The 18,146-nt window shown below is 71.7% G+C and carries 17 protein-coding genes and 1 pseudogene; 4 read left to right on the plus strand and 14 right to left on the minus strand.

Translation table 11 applies throughout. The annotated features are described in order from the left end of the window. Positions 1-7 precede the first annotated feature (7 nt). Genes IM697_RS27230 through IM697_RS27240 form a run of 3 tightly spaced genes read right to left on the minus strand, consistent with a single transcriptional unit; the run spans position 8 to position 3,601 of the window. Positions 8-1,033: an ABC transporter permease gene (locus IM697_RS27230; protein ID WP_194038748.1), complete on the minus strand. Its 1,026-nt coding sequence runs from the start codon at positions 1,031-1,033 to the stop codon at positions 8-10. After that, complete coding sequence (locus IM697_RS27235) at positions 1,026-2,525, minus strand: sugar ABC transporter ATP-binding protein (RefSeq protein ID WP_194038749.1); 1,500 nt, start codon at positions 2,523-2,525, stop codon at positions 1,026-1,028. Before IM697_RS27235 ends, IM697_RS27230 begins: the two co-directional genes overlap by 8 nt. Then, positions 2,522-3,601 carry a sugar ABC transporter substrate-binding protein gene (locus tag IM697_RS27240; RefSeq protein ID WP_194038750.1) on the minus strand — a complete coding sequence of 360 codons (1,080 nt, stop codon included), beginning with the start codon at positions 3,599-3,601 and terminating at the stop codon, positions 2,522-2,524. The genes IM697_RS27235 and IM697_RS27240 overlap by 4 nt, the downstream gene beginning before the upstream one ends. A gap of 164 nt (positions 3,602-3,765) precedes the next feature. Between IM697_RS27240 and IM697_RS27245 the strand changes: the two genes are divergently transcribed. Further along, positions 3,766-4,467 (plus strand): FadR/GntR family transcriptional regulator, encoded by a 702-nt coding sequence (locus IM697_RS27245; RefSeq protein ID WP_194038751.1) that lies wholly within the window; start codon positions 3,766-3,768, stop codon positions 4,465-4,467. Between the two features lie 26 nt (positions 4,468-4,493). Here the strand turns inward: IM697_RS27245 and IM697_RS45000 are convergent, their stop codons facing one another. The 5 genes from IM697_RS45000 to IM697_RS27270 form a co-directional block, all read right to left on the minus strand. Further along, positions 4,494-4,952: a hypothetical protein gene (locus tag IM697_RS45000; protein ID WP_228044186.1), complete on the minus strand. Its 459-nt coding sequence runs from the start codon at positions 4,950-4,952 to the stop codon at positions 4,494-4,496. A 429-nt stretch (positions 4,953-5,381) separates the two neighbouring features. Further along, entirely contained in the window at positions 5,382-5,939 is a 558-nt protein-coding gene (locus IM697_RS27255) for a hypothetical protein (protein WP_194038752.1), read from the minus strand. After that, entirely contained in the window at positions 5,936-7,057 is a 1,122-nt protein-coding gene (locus IM697_RS27260; protein ID WP_194038753.1) for a serine hydrolase domain-containing protein, read from the minus strand. The genes IM697_RS27255 and IM697_RS27260 overlap by 4 nt, the downstream gene beginning before the upstream one ends. Before the next feature lie 44 nt (positions 7,058-7,101). Continuing rightward, positions 7,102-8,646, minus strand: a complete 1,545-nt coding sequence (locus tag IM697_RS27265; RefSeq protein WP_194038754.1) for an alpha-L-fucosidase — start codon at positions 8,644-8,646, stop codon at positions 7,102-7,104. Between the two features lie 29 nt (positions 8,647-8,675). Further along, positions 8,676-10,511: a family 20 glycosylhydrolase gene (locus IM697_RS27270; protein WP_194038755.1), complete on the minus strand. Its 1,836-nt coding sequence runs from the start codon at positions 10,509-10,511 to the stop codon at positions 8,676-8,678. Positions 10,512-10,759: 248 nt separating this feature from the next. Here IM697_RS27270 and IM697_RS27275 point away from each other — a divergent pair, with 248 nt between their 5' ends. Then, positions 10,760-12,103, plus strand: a complete 1,344-nt coding sequence (locus IM697_RS27275) for an amidase (RefSeq protein ID WP_194038756.1) — start codon at positions 10,760-10,762, stop codon at positions 12,101-12,103. Here IM697_RS27275 and IM697_RS27280 read toward each other — a convergent pair. The 4 genes and pseudogenes from IM697_RS27280 to IM697_RS27290 all read right to left on the minus strand — a co-directional run bounded on the left by IM697_RS27280 (position 12,100) and on the right by IM697_RS27290 (position 14,572). Then, positions 12,100-13,296: an SGNH/GDSL hydrolase family protein gene (locus IM697_RS27280; protein WP_194038757.1), complete on the minus strand. Its 1,197-nt coding sequence runs from the start codon at positions 13,294-13,296 to the stop codon at positions 12,100-12,102. The two genes, IM697_RS27275 and IM697_RS27280, sit on opposite strands and share 4 nt — an antisense overlap. 16 nt (positions 13,297-13,312) lie before the next feature. Then, positions 13,313-13,891, minus strand: coding sequence for a TetR/AcrR family transcriptional regulator (locus IM697_RS27285; protein WP_194038758.1), 579 nt, complete (start codon positions 13,889-13,891; stop codon positions 13,313-13,315). 80 nt (positions 13,892-13,971) lie between these two features. Then, a pseudogene (locus IM697_RS45005) lies at positions 13,972-14,343 on the minus strand (N-acetyltransferase family protein). A 55-nt stretch (positions 14,344-14,398) separates the two neighbouring features. After that, positions 14,399-14,572, minus strand: a complete 174-nt coding sequence (locus tag IM697_RS27290) for a hypothetical protein (protein WP_107086874.1) — start codon at positions 14,570-14,572, stop codon at positions 14,399-14,401. A gap of 472 nt (positions 14,573-15,044) precedes the next feature. On the opposite strand from IM697_RS27290, the gene IM697_RS27295 reads away from it, so the two are divergent. Beyond that, positions 15,045-15,494 (plus strand): hypothetical protein, encoded by a 450-nt coding sequence (locus IM697_RS27295; RefSeq protein WP_194038759.1) that lies wholly within the window; start codon positions 15,045-15,047, stop codon positions 15,492-15,494. A gap of 25 nt (positions 15,495-15,519) precedes the next feature. Continuing rightward, a complete protein-coding gene (locus IM697_RS27300) occupies positions 15,520-16,359 on the plus strand; it encodes an SDR family oxidoreductase (RefSeq protein WP_194038760.1) in 840 nt (279 codons plus the stop codon). A gap of 24 nt (positions 16,360-16,383) precedes the next feature. Here IM697_RS27300 and IM697_RS27305 read toward each other — a convergent pair whose 3' ends face one another. Both IM697_RS27305 and IM697_RS27310 read right to left on the minus strand, forming a co-directional pair. Further along, positions 16,384-17,253, minus strand: coding sequence for an ABC transporter permease (locus IM697_RS27305; RefSeq protein ID WP_194038761.1), 870 nt, complete (start codon positions 17,251-17,253; stop codon positions 16,384-16,386). Further along, positions 17,250-18,107: an ABC transporter ATP-binding protein gene (locus IM697_RS27310; RefSeq protein ID WP_194049885.1), complete on the minus strand. Its 858-nt coding sequence runs from the start codon at positions 18,105-18,107 to the stop codon at positions 17,250-17,252. The genes IM697_RS27305 and IM697_RS27310 overlap by 4 nt, the downstream gene beginning before the upstream one ends. Between the last annotated feature and the right edge of the window lie 39 nt (positions 18,108-18,146).

Below are 18,146 nucleotides of genomic sequence, written 5' to 3' on the forward strand. Positions count from 1 at the left end.
CCGGGGGTCAGTCCTGGGCGCGGCCCGTCGTCACACGGGCGATCATGAGGGCGATCAGGATGATTCCGCCGTAGATGGCCTGGATCCAGAACGACGGGACCTGGGCGAGGGTGAGCAGGTTCTGCACGACACCCAGGAGGAGTACGCCGGTCAGGGCGCCGAACATGGTGCCCCGGCCGCCGTCCAGGCTGATGCCGCCGATCACCGCGGCCGCGAACACGGTGAAGATCATGTTGTTGCCCTGGTTGGCGCTGATCGCGCCGACGTAGCCCGTCTGGATGATGCCGCCGACGGCCGCGAGGGTGCCCGCCACGACGAACACGCCGAGCATCACGCGCTCGACCCGGATGCCGGCCGCGCGGGCGGCGTCCGCGTTGCCGCCGATGGCGTACAGGGCGCGTCCGACGCGGTGGTACTTGAGCACGAACCCGGCGATCGCGAAGGCGGCCGCCGCGAGCCACACCGACATCGGGATGCTCAAGAACGTGGTGGTGGCCAGGGAGTAGAAGCTGTCGGGCATCCCGAACAGCGTCTTGCCCTTGGTCGCGCCGACCAGCAGACCGCGCAGCACGATCAGCATCGCGAGCGTCACGATGAACGCGTTGAGCTTGAACTTCACGACCAGGATGCCGTTGAAGGCGCCGACGGCCGCGCCGGCCGCGAGGATCGCCAGCAGGGACAGGGCGGCCGGGAGTTCGGTGCCCCAGCCGGAGTTGGCGGCGGGCAGCACGAGAAGCGCGCCGACGGCGGGCGCGATGCCGACGACCGATTCGAGGGACAGGTCGAACTTGCCGGTGATGAGGACCAGCGACTCGGCGAGGACGACCATCGCGAGGGCGGCGGAGGCCCCGAGGATGGAGATGAGGTTGCGCTCGGTGAGGAACGAGTCGTTGACCACCGCGCCGAGCACCATGAGCAGCAGCAGGGCGGGCACCAGGGCGAGTTCACGGGCCCGGCGGAGCAGGACCGTCCTGGCCGCACGGGCGTCCGGGACCTTGACGGGCGTGACCGGTGGGGCCTTGGTGTCAGCCATGGTCCACTCCTTCGATGGAGGCGATCAGCTCGTGGTCGCGCCAGCCCGCCGGGTGCTCGGCGACGACACGGCCGTGGAAGAGGACGAGGACGCGGTCGCAGCGGCGCAGGTCGTCGAGTTCGTCGGAGACGACGAGTACGGCGATGCCGTCCTCACGGGCGCTGTCCACGCGGGCCAGCAGGGACTCCTTGGACCTCACGTCGACGCCGGCGGTGGGGTTGATCAGCACGAGCAGCCGGGGGTCGCGGGCGAGGGCGCGGGCCATGACGACCTTCTGCGCGTTGCCGCCGGACAGGTCGGAGACGGGCTGGTCGGGGCCCTCGGTGTGGATGTCGAGGCGTTCGATGAGAGCGGTGGCGAAGCCGCGCTTGCGGTCGGTGCCGACGAGGCCGAAGCGCCCGAGCCGGTCCAGGACGGTCATCGTGGCGTTGTCGCCGACGGTCATGCCGAAGACCAGGCCCTGGTCGTGCCGGTCGCGGGGCACACAGGCGACACCGGCCCTGAGGGCGGCCCGCACATCGCCGAACGGCAGCCGCCTGCCGCCCAGTTGGGCCGTCCCGCCGGTCGGGGTGTGCAGCCCGGCGAAGGACTCGGCGAGCTCGACCTTGCCGCTGCCGCTGATGCCGGCGAGTCCGACGACCTCGCCGCGGCGGACGGTGAGGTCGATGTTCCGGTACGCCGGTGAGGTGAGCCCGCGGGCTTCGAGCAGGACGGGGGCGTCGTGGTCGACGTCCCGGGGGTCGACGGCCTGCTCGGCGATGGCCTCCAGGGACTCCCCCGCCATGGCCTCCACCAGGGCCCGGCGCGGCAGTTCGGCGACCGGGGCGGTGGTGATCCAGCGGGCGTCGCGCAGGACCGTGACGGTCTGGCAGACCTCGTACACCTCCTGGAGGTGGTGCGAGATGAACAGGAAGGTGACGCCGGAGTCCTGCAGCGCCCGCATGCGCCCGAACAGCCGCTCGATCTCGCGGTTGTCGAGCTGGGCGGTGGGCTCGTCGAGGATGATGAAGCGGGCGCCGAAGCTGAGCGCCCGGGCGATCTCCACCATTTGCCGGTCCTCGACCTTGAGGTCCGAGGTGCGGGCCTCGGGGTCGACGTGCACGTCCCAGGTGGCGAGGAGTTCGGCGGCCTCGGTGCGCAGCCTTCGCCAGTTGATGAAGCCGCGCCGGAGCGGCTGACGGTTGATGAAGAGGTTCTCGGCGACCGTCAGTTCGGGGACGACGGTGGGCTTCTGGTAGACGCAGGCCACCTTGCGGCGCCAGGCGTCGCGGTCGGCCAGGGCGGGTGCCGGTTGGCCGTCGAAGCGGACCTCGCCCGCGTCGGCGGCCTGGAGTCCGGTGAGGATGTTGACCAGGGTCGACTTGCCGGCGCCGTTGCGGCCGACGAGGGCGTGGGACTCGCCGGGCAGGACGGTGAGGCGTCCGTCGGCGAGGGCGGTGGTGGGGCCGTAGCGCTTGACGATGCCCCGCGCGTCGACGAGTGGCGTTGTCATTTGACCGTGTTGCCCCAGAGCTTGGGGTCGTCGACGTTGTCCTTGGTGACCAGCGGCGCGGGCAGCTGGTCCTCCAGGATGCCGCTGGGGAGTTCGACGATGGTCGAGTCGTGGTCGGTCGGGCCGGGCTCGAACTTCTTCCCCTCCATCGCCGCCTTGATGTAGTACATGCCGTACTTGGCGTACAGGTCGGCGGGCTGGGAGACGGTCGCGTCGATCTCGCCCTTGCGGATGGCGTCGTACTCCTGCGGGATGCCGTCGTTGGAGACGATGGTGATGTGACCGGCCTGGCCGGCCTTCTTCAGCATGCCCTTCGACTTCAGGGTCTGCAGGGTCGGCGCGAGGTAGACGCCGCCGGCCTGCATGTAGATGCCCTTGATGTCGGGGTTGGCGTTCAGCAGGGTGTCCAGCTTGGAGGCCGCGGCGTCGGACTCCCACTTGGCCGGTATCTCCAGCACCTTCAGCTTGGGGAAGTTCTTCTTCACGCAGGCGCGGAACGCCTCGGAGCGGTCGCGGCCGTTGACCGAGGCCAGGTCGCCCATGATCTGCACGACCTTGCCGGAGGGGATCTGCTCGCCGAGGTACTGGCAGGCCTTCTCGCCGTACGCCACGTTGTTGGCGCGCACCACCATCGCGACCTTGCCCTTGTCGGGCGCCACGTCGACGGCGACGACCGGCACCCCCTTGCGCTCGGCCTGGTCGAGGCCGGCTTCGATGGCGGCGCTGTCCAGCGGGGCGACGACCAGGCCCTTGACGCCCTGGTTGAGCTGGTTGTTGATGTCGGTGATCTGCTGGGAGGGGTCGCTGTTGGAGTTGACCGTCTTGAGCGCGTCGACGCCTTCGGAGTCGGCCATCTTCGGCACGTAGTCGTTGTACGACTGCCAGAACGGCGAGGTCAGCAGGGGCAGGATCACCCCGACCTTGCCGCTGCCGCCCCCGCCTTCGGCACTGGTCGCGCCGGTGTCGTTGGTACTTCCGCATGCGGCGAGCACGAGCGAGGCGCCGGCGACCGCCGCCACCGCGCCGACGATCCGGGTCCTGTTCCGCTTCCTCTTGCTCACTGTCCTGCCGGGCATCTGGCGGCTCCTCGTTGAGCTTGTTCGAGCAGATGACCGCATACTTATCAGACCACTCCCTCGGAAGAACACCCTCCAGAGCCACTTTTCCAGGGATCTGACCGATAGTGGTCCGACCACCTCCGGGGCTACACTGCGGCGCACCGGGCGACAGGAGGCATGGCGTGGATGAGACAGCCCCGCAGAAGGGCACCGTGACGCAGCGCGCCATCGAGCAGATCAAGGCGATGATCGCGGAGGGACGCCTCGAGCCCGGCCAGCGGCTGCCGACCGAGCGCGATCTGGCGGCGCGGCTCGGCATCTCCCGCAGCTCGATGCGCGAGGCGATCCGCGCGCTGACCGTGATGGGGGTGCTGGAGGCCCGGCACGGTTCGGGCATCTACGTCACCCAGCTCGAGGCCGGCGATCTGCTGGAGACGTTCGGCGTGGTGGCCGACCTCTCGCGGGGCCCGCGGCTGGTGGAGCTGCTGGAGGTGCGGCGCATCCTGGAGTCGACGGCGACCGCCATGGCGGCGGCGCGGATCACACCGGACCAGCTCGCGGAGGTCGAGAAGCATCTGACGGCGATGAACGCCACGGACGACCCCGAGGAGATCCTCGCCCACGATCTGGCGTTCCACCGCGAGATCGCGGTCGCCGCGGGCAACGACACCATGGCCGCGATCCTGGAGGGCCTGTCGTCGCGCACCTTCCGGGCCCGCGTGTGGCGGGGCTACCAGGAGGAGGGCGCCTTCACCCGCACCCGCCGCGAACACGCCGCGATCCACCGCGCCCTGGTGGCTCGCGACCCGGAGGCGGCCCGGGCCGCGGCGGCCGCACATGTCGGCGAGGTCGAGGAGTGGCTGAGGGCGCAGCTCGGCGGCTGACACCCGCCCCCGTCGGCCACCGGGTCCTACGGCCGCACGTCGAAGCCGTGGGCCTCGCCGAGCCGGTCCAGGGACACCTGGCCGGGGATGCCGTCGGCGTCCGTTCCGCTGAAGCCGCACCGGTGCTGCCAGTCGGAGTACGCCTTGACGGTCGCCCCGCCGAAGTGGCCGTCGGCGTACCGTGCGGCGAGCAGGCCCTCCGCGACGAGTGCCTTCTCCACGGTGCGCACGCCCGGGTACGACACCGGTGTGCCGGCCCGGTCCGGGTCGTGCAGGGCCGCGGCGATCACCTTCGACAGGTCGATCACCGGCCGCGGGCCCGGCACGGTGGGCGAGCCGCCGGGGCGCGGGGCACCCTTGCGCACCCAGGCGTACAGATGCTCACCGGGGCACTGTGTGGCGAAGCCGTCCCGGTGCCCCTTGATCTCCTTGCCGGCACCGTGGCGGCGCAGCAACTCGATGCCGTCGCGGACCGCGCCCAGCATCGCCTCCGTCGGCTTGGTCAGTCCCTCCGATCCGACCAGGCCGCAGATCGCGTAGTGGGCGCGGTTGAGTTCCTGGTCGCCGTTGGCCCCGGTGCGCTTGCCGAGGCCGCGTCCCTCCAGGAGATGGCCGTGCGGGCAGGCGCCGTAGTTGTAGGCGATGTCCGAGTAGTTCTCCGTCTCGTTCGCGAGATGGTCCTTCCGGATCGCTTTCCATTTGATCGGCGCGGGCGGTGCGGGTGCCCGTGCCGCGGTTGATCGAGCGGGGCAGCACGGGGGTCGCGCGGGGCGCGTGACCAGCGCGGCTGGGGTGTGTGTCGAGTGTTCCGTCGTCCGCGCGAAGCGGGGCGCGGCGACGTCGTGAGGGTGCCTCCCGCCCGAGCCGTGTGAAGCACGGTTCGGAGATGGTACCGGGCGCGTGACCAGCGTGGCCTAGGACAGCGGCAGACCGCCGAGGCCCGTTCGGCTGACGCCACGGGGTGAGAAGGTGATCGGCCCGATCCAGCCATGGCGAATGACGGCGATCTGGGACGGCAGCGGGGTCAGCGGATCGACGGCTCTGCCCCGCGACCAGTTCGCGAACAGCCCCTCGGTGGTCTCGACGGCGGTCACCACCATGGTCACCTTGAGCTCTCCGTCACTCCAGGTGTTCCACAGGGCCCAGCCCTCGGGCCTGGGCTCCACGCCGATCCGCGCGCACACCTCCTCGTACGTCTCCTCCACCCCGGCCGGCATGACCCCGGGCTTGAGCACGCAGGCTCCGACGAGCCGGATCCGGGGCCGGTCGTCCTCCAGGCAGCCGTCGCCGTCGAAGTGGTGGTGCCGCAGCACCCGGGCCAGCGCGTTCACGCTGCGCTGGAGCGGGGTCGCGCCCTCGGGGTCGTCCAGGTACGAGAGCCAGCCCTCGTCGGAGGCCGCCTCTCGGACCCGCAGCGCGAGGCGTTCGATCTCCCGGAGATGGTCCAGCTCGCCGAGTTCGAGGGACGTCATGACGGGAACCCTTCGGCGCGCAGCCCCTGAAGGCCCTCGTAGGCGGCCGTGACGCTCTCCATCCCCCGGGTGTCCTCGGCGGGCTCGCGCATCTGGTGTGTCACATACGCCACCGCCAACCGGTTGTCGGGCTCGATCATCACCAGCGACCCGCCCCAGCCGCCCCAGCCGTACGCGCTGCCGAACAGGCCGAAGCCCAGCCCCCACCGCATCGGCATCCCCAGCACACGGTCGTCGCCGTCGAACTGCTCCGCCCCGGCACGGTCGCAGCCGGCCCGGGACAGCAGCCGTACGCCGTTCACCTCTCCCCCGCAGGCCAGGACCGACTGCACCAGCGCGACCGAGCGGGCGTTGCCGTATCCGCTCGCCGCCGGGATCTGCGCGCGGCGCCAGGCCGGGCTGTTGCCGTCCCGGACGCGCATCCCGTTGCCCGCCACGGAACCCTCCGGGTTGCCGGGCGCGCTCGACGCGTAGTCCTCGTCCTGCCCCGCCGGCGGGATCGCCGGCGCGACCCGATGGTCGTGCTCGGCCGCGAGCCCGATGTGGAAGTCCGCGCCCAGCGGCCCGGTCACCTCCTCGGCGAGGAACTCCCCCACGCTGCGTCCCGTGATCCGGCGCACCACCTCGCCGACGAGGAAGCCCTGGGTGAGCGAGTGATAGCCGGCCGCGGTGCCGGGCTCCCATCGGGGAGCCCGCGCGGCGAGCCGGGCCGTGGCGGAGGGCCAGTCGTAGAGGTCGGCCACCGATCCGTCCCAGTCGGGCAGGCCGGCGGTGTGCGAGAGCAGCTGCCGTACCAGCACCTTCTCCTTGCCCGCCGCCGCGAACTCCGGCCAGTACCGGGCGACCGGTGCGTCCGGGTCGAGTGCGCCGCGGTCGGCCAGGACGAGGGCGCACAGCGCGGTCATCGTCTTGGTCACGGACCAGACGTTGACGATGGTGTCGCGCTGCCACGGGACGGTGCGGTCGGCGTCCGCGAATCCGCCCCAGACGTCCACGACCGGCCTGCCGTCCACGAACACGGCTGCGGAACCGCCCGCGTCACCCGCGTCCAGCATGGCGGCGAGCGCGTTCGGGACGGCGCGGAAGAGGTCGTCGTAGGACCCCTGGATGTCGGCCATGTGCCCCATCCAGCCCGCGCGGCCCCTCCCCGGTCAACCGAATTTCAGACCCGCGACCGGTACAGCCCGAACTCCACGAGCCGCGCCGCGGCGCGCGAACCGGTCACCCGCACCCGCCACCGCCGAGCCCGCACCGGTGCCGCCAGCAGGAGGATCCGGCTCGCGCCGATCACCCCGGCCCGGGTCACCTCCGTCCAGGCCCCGTCGCGCCGCGCCTCGACGACGAAGCTCTCCACCTGCTGCCCGTACCGGATGTCCTCCGCCAGCCGGATCCGGTCCACCTCCCGCTCCCGGCCGAGGTCGACCGTCACCCGGCCCGGCGAGGCGCTGGTCCGGGCGTCGCGGGCCAGGTCCTCCGGGAGTTCGCGGTCCACGCGCTCGCGGAACTCCCGCAGCCGCGCCACGTCGGCGGCGGGCAGCAGGCCGTTCGTGTCCGGTGGGACGTTGAGCAGCAGCACCGAGTTGCGGCCCACGGACCGGAAGTAGATGTCCGTCAACCGCTCGACGCTCTTGGGCTGTTGGTCGGCGTGGTAGAACCAGCCGTCGCGGATGGAGACGTCGCATTCGGCCGGCCACCACTGGAGGTGGTCCGCCGTCGGCCGCGCCTTGACCAGCGCGGCGCGGCTGCCCATGTCGGGGGCGTCGTACGCGAGGGCGTAGTCGGTCCGGCCGTAGTCCTTCTCCTGTACCGGGACGACGCTCCACTCGTCCTCGCGCGCCAGCCCGCCCTCGTTGCCGACCCAGCGCACGTCCGGTCCCGAGACGGCGATCACGGCGTCCGGCGCGAGCGAGCGGACGAGGGTGTACCAGCTGTCCCAGTCGTACTTCTCCACCTTGTCCGGCGGGATGCGCCCCTGCGCTCCGTCGAACCACACCTCGTCGATCGGCCCGTACTCGGTGAGGACCTCGTAGAGCTGGTTGAGCATATGGGCGCCGTAGTCGGTGGCCGGAAGGGTGTACGACCTCGGTGGTGTGCGGTCGTCGCCCTCGACGAGGGTGGGGATGGTGCGGTCGGCGCGGGCGCTGCCGTTGGCGTAGACGCCGTGGAGGTACTGGTTCTCGTCGGCGGGTGAGATGTAGACGCCGACCTTGACGCCGTGGCGGCGCATGGAGTCGGCGAAGGAGCGCAGGACGTCGCCCCTGCCGTCGCGCCAGGTGCTGGACGCCACCGAGTGGTCGGTGTAGCGGGACTGGTGGAGCACGAAGCCGTCGTGGTGCTTGACGGTGAGGATGGCGAGCTTGAAACCGCCGTCGCGCAGGGCGCGGGCCCACTGGTCGGTGTCGAGGCCGGCCGGCTGGAACACGTCCGGGTCCTCGTCGCCGGTGCCCCACTCCAGGCCGGTGAAGGTGTTCACGCCGAAGTGCAGGAACGCGGTGCGCTCCAGGCGCTGCCAGGCGATCTGCCGTGCGGTGGGGCGGACCTGGGAGGCTTTTCGGACGAGGTCGGCCTCGGTGTCGTCGGGGCCGACGGGGATGCGGTAGTGGGGGTCCTGCGACACAGGCGCGGGCGCCGCGAGGGCGGGTCCGGTGGCGCCGGTCGCGGCGAGGGCGGCGGCTGTCGCGACGAAGACGCGTCGGGAAACGGCCATGGGAAGGCTCCTCGGGTCAGGTCCTCAGGTCAGCTGCTCAGGTGCCATACGGCGGGGGTGCGCCGGTCCGGCGGGTACTGCACGAGCCGGCCGTCGTCCGTGACGCTCACCGTCATCCGGGTGATGGCGTTGACGAGGCGGTAGCCACCGGCCGCGGGCTCCAACTGCCAGCGCTGGAGGGTGTTCCCGGCTTCGCACGTCTGCGGCGCCGCTTCCACTGCGGGCTGCAGCGGCACGTTGAGCGTGAGCTTTCCGCCGCGGATCTCGAGGCAGCCGTCGGCCGTCCGTACGGTCGCGTAGCCGTCCGCGGTGCGCCTGACCTCGGCGTCGAAGGAACGGCCGTCCGTACGGAAGGTGTACGAGCCGTCCGGCACCGGCACCCGGGTCAGGTCCCGCCATCCCGGTGCGTGGCCGACGGCCGTGCCGCGCGCCCCGAACTCGGCGTACGTGGCGTCGGGGTGCGGATCGCCCCAGGTGGCCTGGGCGATGTGCCGCAGCGCCGGCCACAGGGCGACGGCGACCTCGTTCTCGGTCTCGCCCCGGCCGTTGTCGGGCCAGAGGCTGATCTTCGCGCCGGTGATGCCGTCGGCCGAGGCCAGTTTCTCGCCCTCGAAGCCGCGCGGGTCCCAGCTCTGGTCGTACAGCCCCTCGGTGTCGCTGTGGAAGCCGCCGCGGACCAGGTAGAGGGCGTAGGCGGCGTTCATCAACGGGTAGCCCTGGGCCAGGAGTCGGCTGGGTTTGACCGCCACGTTCAGCCAGTGCTCGACCGTCGTTCCCGCCGCCACCGGGACGGTGTTGGCGCCGGTGAGCCCGTCGTTCCAGATCCGCAGCTTCCTGCCCTTGCCGGCCGCGTAGTCGTGGACGCGGTTGACGAAGTCGATGAAGGCGTCCTGCGGGGTGGCGTCGGGGCCGTATCTGTCCTGGGCGTACTTCAGGATCTGCGGGTACTTGGCGAAGTCGGAGCCGAGCATGTACTCGTCGGCTCCCATGTGCCAGGACTTCGACGTGAAGACCTGGGCGTACTCGTCCATCAGGCTCGTGTAGTAGGCGAAGGCCTCCGGCCGGGTAATGTCCAGGCGCGAGGGCTGCTTGTCGCCGTCGGAGTCGGTGAGCTGCAGGTCGGGGCGGTTCTCGAGCCACGGGTCCATATGGCCCGGGGAGTTGATCTCGGGGATGATCTCGACGTGGTACCGCTTGCCGAGGGCGACCAGTCGGCGGATCTCGTCCTCGGTGTAGTAGCCCCAGGTGTTGGCCTCGGGGTGGGCGTCGCTCTTCACCTTCAGTTCGAGAAGCAGCTGGTTGAGCTTGTGGTACGCCATCTCGCGGACCAGGTTCTCCAGCCAGGGCATGGAGACGTGGATGTAGCAGGCGCAGACGCCGACGCCCCGCTCCTTGTAGCGCGGTACGTCGACCGTACGGCCGGCGGGGATGCGGTCGCCCTGGGCGAGGAGTTGGAGGACGGTACGGGTGCCGTAGAAGGCGCCGGTCTCGGTCGCCGCGGTCACCGACAGCCGCTTGCCCGCCCGGAGTTCGTAGCCCTCGCTGCCCAGGGAGGTCCGGGAGGGCTGTACGTCGATGACGATGTCGCCGGGGCGGGCGGCGCCCGGCACGACGGGCACCGTGCCGTGTCCCGCGTCGCGCAGGTCGTCGGCGAGGGTGTCGGCGACCCGCCGCTCGCTCGCGCCGTCGGCCACGAGGCGGGCGGAGCGCTCGTGGGTGTAGCTGCCGGATGCCGGTGTCCAGGCGGTCAGGGCGGGCACGGTGACCGGTGTGGCCGGCTCCTCCCGCGCGACCGCCGGCAGCGGTGCCGTGAGCAAGAGCGTCAGGGCCACGAGGACTCCGACCGTTCTCCAGCGTCTCCTCATAAGACACCCCCATTCATCGGATGTCTGATCATTGAGCCGGCCCCAAGGGCTGTCAATGGGAGCCGAGTTGGGCCGAGTTGGCTCATTGATCGGATGACGCGCAGGTCAGCAGGGCCGCGCGGATGAGGGACCGCGCGAAAAGTCCAAGAAGAGCCCCGCGAATATCCAAGCCCGACACCCTCTCGACGCCAGGCCCGCCGCCCGGCAGAGTGCTCCTAGATACTCGTGAGTAATCCTGAGGAGCGCCCGTGACCAGCTGGGTCGGCCGGACCGCCGCCGAGATCGCCGCCGCCGTACGCGAGAAGCGGGCCACGCCGCGTGAGGTGGTGGCCGAGCATCTCGCCCGGATCGAGCGGCTCGACGACCGCGTCGGCGCGTTCCGGGTGGTACGGGCCGAGGCGGCGCTCGCCGAGGCCGACGAGGTGGCCTCGCGGGGCGATCTCGCCGAACTGCCGCTGGCCGGTGTGCCGGTGGCCGTCAAGGACAACCTCGCGGTGCGCGGCGAGTCCAACCGCATCGGCTCCGCGGCGACGCCGGACACCCCGGCCGACCACGACCATGTGACCGTGGCCCGGCTGCGGGCGGCCGGCGCGGTGGTCGTGGGGCTGACTAACGTCCCCGAGCTGTGTGTCTTCGGCACCACGGAGGGTGTGCACGGCACCGCCCGCAACCCGTGGGACACCTCGCGCACGGCGGGCGGCTCGTCCGGCGGCAGCGCGGCCGCCGTCGCCGCGGGCATGGTGCCGATCGCCCTCGGCAACGACGGCATGGGCTCGCTGCGCATACCGGCGGCCAACTGCGGCCTGGTCACCATCAAGCCCGGCACCGGCGTGGTCCCGGCCGGCATAGGCGACGGCGACTGGTTCGGCATGTCGGAGAACGGGCCCCTGGCGACGACGGTCGAGGACGCGCGCCTGATGCTGTCGGTCCTCGCCGACACCGAGGTCGTACACCCCGACGCGCCGGGCGCCCTCAGGATCGCCGTGTCCCTGCGCAGCCCGCTGGCCGGGGTCACCATCAGCAAGCCGTACACCGCCGCCGCCCGCGAGGCCGCCGCGCTGCTCATGAAGGCAGGTCACCAGGTACGGCGCGCCGACCCGCCGTATCCGCTGTCGCTCGGGGTCACTTCGCTGGCCCACTGGACCGCCGGCACCTCCGTGGACGCCCAGGCCCTGGACCCGCGGCAGCTCACCCGCCGGACCCGGGTGCACGCCACCGTCGGCCGGCGCTTCGTCGACCGGGTGCGGGCCGGGGACAGCCGGGAGGAGCTGCGCCGGCGCATGGAGCCGTTCTTCGCCGAGTACGACGTGCTGCTCACCCCGGCTCTCGCCCGCCGCTCCCCCAGGTCCGAGCCCTGGCACGAGCGGGGCTGGCTGCGGAACGTCATGGCCAACACCAACTACTCGCCGCTGACGCCGCCGTGGAACCTCACCGGCTGGCCCGCGATGGCGATTCCGTGCGGCACGCTGCCGTCCGGCGCCCCCACCGCCGTACAACTGGTCGGGCGCCCCGGCTCCGAGGCCCGGCTGCTGGCGCTGGCGGAGCGGATCGAGGAGCTGCGGCCGTGGCGGCGGACGGCGCCGCTGGATTAGGAGGGCACGCCCGGTGCCGTCGTCGCGAAGGGGCCCTCGCCCGTGAACGCCAGCTGTGCGAAGCGCTCGCCGATGCGGCGGTGGGTGGCGGCGTCCGGGTGGAGGTTGTCGGGCAGGGGCAGTTCGGCGGAGTCGGTCTCGCCGTAGAGGTCGCGGCCGTCGAGGTAGTGCAGGTTCGGGTCGTCGGCCGTCCGCTGCTCGACGATGCGGGACAGCTCGTCCCGGATGACGCCCAACGTCAGCTTGCCGCTCGCGCGTTCCGCCGGGTCGCCCAGGGCGACGAACCGCAGTCGTCCGCCGCTGAGCCCGCTGAAGTCCGGGGCACAGGGGCCGGGCGTGTCCTCGTGGATCGGGCACAGGATGGGCGAGACGACCAGCAGCGGGGTCGTCGGGTGTCCGTCCCGGACGGTGTCGAGGAAGCCGTGGACGGCGGGGCCGAAGGCGCGCAGCCGCATCAGGTCGGCGTTGACCAGATTGATGCCGATCTTGACGCTGATGAAGTCGGTGGGGGTGTCGCGCAAGGTGCGGGCGGTGAAGGGGTCGAGCAGGGCACTCCCGGCCAGGCCCAGGTTGATCAGCTCCACGCCGCCGAGGGTGGCGGCGAGGGCGGGCCAGATGCCGGTGGGGCTCGCGGCGTCGGAGCCGTGGCTGATCGAACTTCCGTGGTGCAGCCACACCTTGCGGCCCGGGTCGCTCGCGGGCTCGACGGGGGCGTCGGTGCGCAGGGCGATCAGTTCGGTGGTCTCGTTGTGCGGCAGCCAGATCTCGACGTCCTTGTCGCCGGCGGGCAGCCCGGTGAAGCGGACGGTGCCGGGGCGACCGGGCCGGGGCTCGGCGGTTCCGGCCATCATGTCGATGGTCACGACATTGCCGCTGGTCACGGTGTCCTGTCCGGCCGGGCGGCCGTCGACGACCAGGTCGTAGACGCCGTCCGGGCGGGGCGGTGCGCCCACGTAACTGCGCTTGGTGGGCAGCGTGTCCAGTTCGATCGCGGTGGCCCGGGTGCGGAAGGCCACACGTACGCCGGAGGACTGCGACTCGGCCATGGCCAGCTGCCCGTCGGTGTTCTGGGCACGCGCCCGGGCCGGCAGCCGGTGCGGCAGTACGCCGTGCTCGGTGCGCTCGATCTCGAGGGCGCCGCGCAGGAGGGCAGCGGTGACGGGCGTGGTGATCCGGTCGTGGTGGGTGTCCATGTCCTCAGCCTGTCGATCAAGGGGTGGGCTCGGTGGGCCAGTTGCACAGCAGGGCGTCGAGGGCGTCCAGGATCCGGGACCAGGTCTCCTCGGAGTCGGGGGCGCTGTGACTGAAGCCCCCCGCCAGCTCCAGGCTGGAGTAGCCGTGGAAGACGCTGCCGAGCAGCCGTACGGCATGTGTCGCGTCCGGCTCCCTGAGGTCGTAGCCGCGCAGGATCGCCCGCGTCATCTGCGCGTGCCGGACGCCCGCGCTCGCGGCGGCCGTCTCGGGGTCGAGCTTCATGCGTGCGGCGGCGGCACGGCCGGGATGCTCACGGCCGTAGTCGCGGTAGACGTTCGCGAAGGCGACCAGGGCGTCCTTGCCGGCCCGCCCGGCCACCGCGTCGGCGGCCCGGTCGGCCAGCTCCTCCAGCGCGAACAGGGCGATCCGGGTCTTGAGGTCCTGGGAGTTCTTGACGTGCGAGTACAGGCTCGCGACCTTGACGTCGAACCGCCGGGCGAGTTCCGACGCGGTCACCTGCTCGAAGCCGACCTCGTCGGCCAGCTCCGCGCCCGCCTGGACCAGGCGTTCCGTACTGAGCCCCACGCGTGCCATAACCATCCTCTCGCTTGCCAAAAGCGAGTATGCATCTACCTAAAGTGTTTAGGCAAACGGAGAGGCTCGAAGGCTGTCGGCTACAGGGCTCGGTGCATGATGTGCAGCCCCACTCGACCGTGCCGGGGGCGGCCCCAGGACGGTCGGGTTGGTCTCGACGACGGCGTTGAAGACCATGCCGCGGCCGGTGCGGTCGGGGTCGACCATGAAGCCCGCGTTGGCGATCCGGGCGGCGGAGCCACCGTAGTTGGGGGTGACACAGGCGGAGCCGACGACGGCTCCGGCTCGCCCTCGACGACGTAGACCCGCTTGGCCGGGCTCATCCACAGGGCCCGGGCGGCGTCCTCGGAGGTGTCGGGGTCCCAGGCTCAGGTCTCGCCGGCGGCGACGATCCGGTGCCAGAAAGGCCAAATCCGCGGCCAGTCGTCGGCCGCGGCTTCTCTGATCAGCATGGGCGTGAGTCTCGCACGCCCATGCGGTCCGGCGATCGCGAAGGGCTCTGCCGCGTCAGTCGACGCTGGGCAGGATGTGGGGCTCGGCGAGGTCGTCCTCGTACCCCGCCAGACGGATGGGGGCGGACCTGGCCCACACATCGAGACTTCCGATCTCCTTCGACCGGCGGCCCGCGCGCTCCGTGCGTTCCTTGGGGCGCTGCTCACGATTCGTCTTCTCAGGTGTCACCGCGCACTCCTTCTGTGTCGGATCACCCTCGGGGCGGGCCGGCCCAGTCTGCGGTCCGGTACCTGACGCCCGCTCGGGTCTTACTCAAAGTCGGCTCGGACGCGGTGGCGCCGGTAACTGGTGTGAGAGCAGGCCGTTGTGCACCGGCTTGTCCCGGGACGGACCATGGGTGTGGGTTGGGACCCTGTATTGCTGTCCGTCCGCTACAGATTAACCAAATGAGCGGACGTCCGCTCGATGGGGCTGCAAACAAGCTGTAACTATCCGGAGTCGACCGGTTTTCATTGGGCCACTATCTCCCGTTTCTTGCTTAATGTGCCGTTTACACGTCACCCGTTCGGCTCAAACAGCCTCTTGCCGCCCGGCTCGGAGCCGGAGGACGCCGCGCAGTTCAAGTCCCGTTGGCCGATTCGCAAGGCGGCCATGATCTGCTGGCGCACGGCAACGGCTTGTCCGGCGGGAGGACTGACGCATGGAGCTGCGCAGTGTCGAAGAGCTGATGGATCTGCTGTACGCCTGCCGGGGCACCCGGGACGCTCCGGGCCTCGGGAACACCCGAGTCGATCTCCACCAACACGCCCTGCAGACCGCCGCACTGCTGCGCCGAGTCCGCCCCGCCGACAAGGAACTCCAGGTCGCGGGGCTTGTTCATGCCATCGGCCCGCTGTTGTGCCCCGGCGATGCGGACCTGCACTCCGACCGCGCGGCGGACGCGGTGCGGCCCCTCCTCGGCGAACGGGTCTCCCGTCTCGTCCGCGACCACTGCCGGGCCCGTGACGTGGCCGACGACGACCTGCTGCGCCTGCACCAGGCCGACGAGGAGGGCCGCGGCGCGGAGTTCGACGCCGGGGTCCTGGAGGACTGGCGGGCGGTACTGGAACTGGTGGCGGCCAGGAACTCGCCGCTCGGGGCTGTCAACTGACGCACCGTCATGAGACGGTACGGCGATGACGTCGTCGTACGGTCCGCAGGGCGGGGACGCCGGTCTTCGGGGCAGGGCCGCCATCGTCACCGGCGCCACGCGCGGCATCGGGCACGCCGTCGCCCGGCAGCTGGCGGCCGCCGGAGCGCGGGTGTGCGTGACCGCGCGGGACGCGGACGAGGTGCGGCACACGGCTGCCGAGCTGGGTGGCGTCGGGGCGGCGGGCAGCGTCGCCGACCCGGAACATCTGGCGTCGGTCGTGGAGCTGACCCTGCGAGAGTTCGGCCGGATCGACGTGATCGTGAACAACGCGGCGACCAACCTGCCGTACGGCCCGCTCATGGACGTCGATCCCATGGCGTGGCGCGAGGCGTTCACGGTGAACGTGGAGGCACCGCTGCGCCTCGTGCAGTGCGCCTGGCGTGCGTGGCTGCGCGAGCACGGCGGCTCGGTGGTCAACGTCTGCACGGAGGGCGCCGCGCATGTCGGCCCCAACGTCGGCGCGTACGGCACCAGCAAGGCGGCCCTCCTTCATCTGACCCGGCAGCTCGCGGGCGAACTGGCCCCGAGGGTGCGGGTCAACTCGGTCTCCCCCGGCCTGGTCCGCACGGAGATGGCGCGGTTCGTGTGGGAGCGGGGCGAGGAGGAGCTGGCCGCCGGGCTGCCGCTGGGGCGCATCGGGGAGCCGGAGGACGTGGCGCGGGCGGTGCTGTGGCTGGCGTCGGACGCGGCGGAGTGGGTGACGGGGGCGGATCTGCTGGTGGACGGGGGGACGCGGGTGCGTGCCGCGGGGGCGCCCGGCGCGTATGCGGTTCATGAACGTCTGCGGGCACACGGGCCGGCCCGGGGACGCGGGGCTGGGTAGACCGCGTCCCTCTCACGAGCATGCTTACGCGGCCGGCGCCCCGCTCTGTACCGCCTTGCGGTGGCGTGCGGTCAGGCGCGAGCCGGACTCGCGGCGGGCGGCGCGGCGCAGGAGGGGGACGGCGAGGAGGAAGCCGAGGACGGCCCAGGCGGTCAGCACCAGGGCGACCCTGGACAGCTCCCAGGAGCCGGCCGCCTCGGCGGCGCGTGCCGCGTCCGGCAGCAGTGCCGAGCGCAGGCCCTGGGCCATCCACTTCAGCGGGAACACTGCGGACACCTGCTGCACCGCCACGGGCAGCGAGGTGATCGGGAACATCACTCCGGAGGTCATCAGCAGCGCCATCACGGGCAGCATGATCAGCGCCAGCGCCTCGCGCGGGTTGGGCAGCACGGCGCCGATGGCCGCGCCCAGCGGGACGACCGCCAGCAGCCCGAGCGTGGTCACCCACAGCAGCGTCAGCCAGGCGCCCGGACCACGTGGCAGCGGCCCGTCCGCCAGCAGCGCCGCGGCTCCCACCAGCAGCGCCAGGGTGCCGATCGACATGGCGATCACCAGCACGCACTTGGCGACGAGATACGCCGTGATCCCGCCGGGCGTGGCCCGCATCCGCAGCAGGACGCCCTCCTCCCGCTCGGTGACGAGCAACTGCGGGAGGTTGATCAGGCCGACCTGGAACAGCAGATAGGCGGCGAAGCCCGCGATCACCAGGTGGGCCATGGGGGTTTGGGTGCCGGGCACGTCGCTGCTGACGTAGGCGGCGATCACGATCGCGACGACCACGTTGCTCACATGCCCGGACATCTCCTTGGGGTTGCGCAGGAGGTGCCGCAGCTCGATGCCGCCGCGGCGGAGGCCGACCCGCAGGTTCCCGTTCGTCACGTGTGCGCTCCTCATGCGGCCTGTGCCTCCCCGTCCGCGTCCTCGTCCGTGCCGTCGTCCTCCCGGTGCACCATGTGCAGATAGGTGTCCTCCAGCGTCGGGCGGCGGACCTCCAGGTCGGCGATCGGGCCGGGCGCGGCCCGGTGGAGTTCCCAGACCAACCGGGAGGGGTCCGCGGTGCGTTCACGCCGGGGCCTGCCGTCGGTGGCCGTCCAGCGGACCTCGGCCTGTGCGGCGGCCCGGCGGGCCAGTTCCGCCGGGGAGCCGCAGGCCCGGATCCGGCCGCCGACCAGCATGGCGATCCGGTCGGCGAGCCGCTCGGCCTCCGCCAGGTCGTGGGTGGTGAGCAGCACGGTGACGCCCTCCTCGCGGGCCAGCCGTTCGACCAGGACGTGGAACTCGCGCCGCGCCTGAGGGTCGAAGCCGGTGGTCGGCTCGTCCAGGAAGAGCAGCTCGGGGCGGCCGACGATGCCCAGCGCGACGTCCAGCCGCCGGCGCTGGCCGCCGGACAGCCGGTCCACCTGCCGGTCCGCCTGGGCGGTGAGGCCGACCAGGGCCATCAGTTCGGCCGGGTCGCGCGGGTCGGGGTAGTACGTCGCGAAGTGCGACAGCAGCTCGGCGACCCGCCAGCGACGGTGGTCGCGCCAGGACTGCAGGACCAGTCCGATACGGCCGCGCCAGGCGTCGTCGCCCCGCGCCGGATCCACACCGAGGACGACGGCCTCCCCGCCGGAGCGCTGCCGGAAGCCCTCCAGGATCTCGACGGTGGTGGTCTTCCCCGCGCCGTTGGGACCGAGCAGCGCGAAGACCTCGCCGCGGTGGATGTCCAGATCGACGCCGCGCAGGACGTCGACATCGCCGTACGCCATGGTCAGGTCGCGTACCTGGATCACGGGGTGCGCTCGGGT

This window comes from Streptomyces ferrugineus (assembly GCF_015160855.1).
Classification (GTDB): Bacteria; Actinomycetota; Actinomycetes; order Streptomycetales; family Streptomycetaceae; genus Streptomyces; species Streptomyces ferrugineus.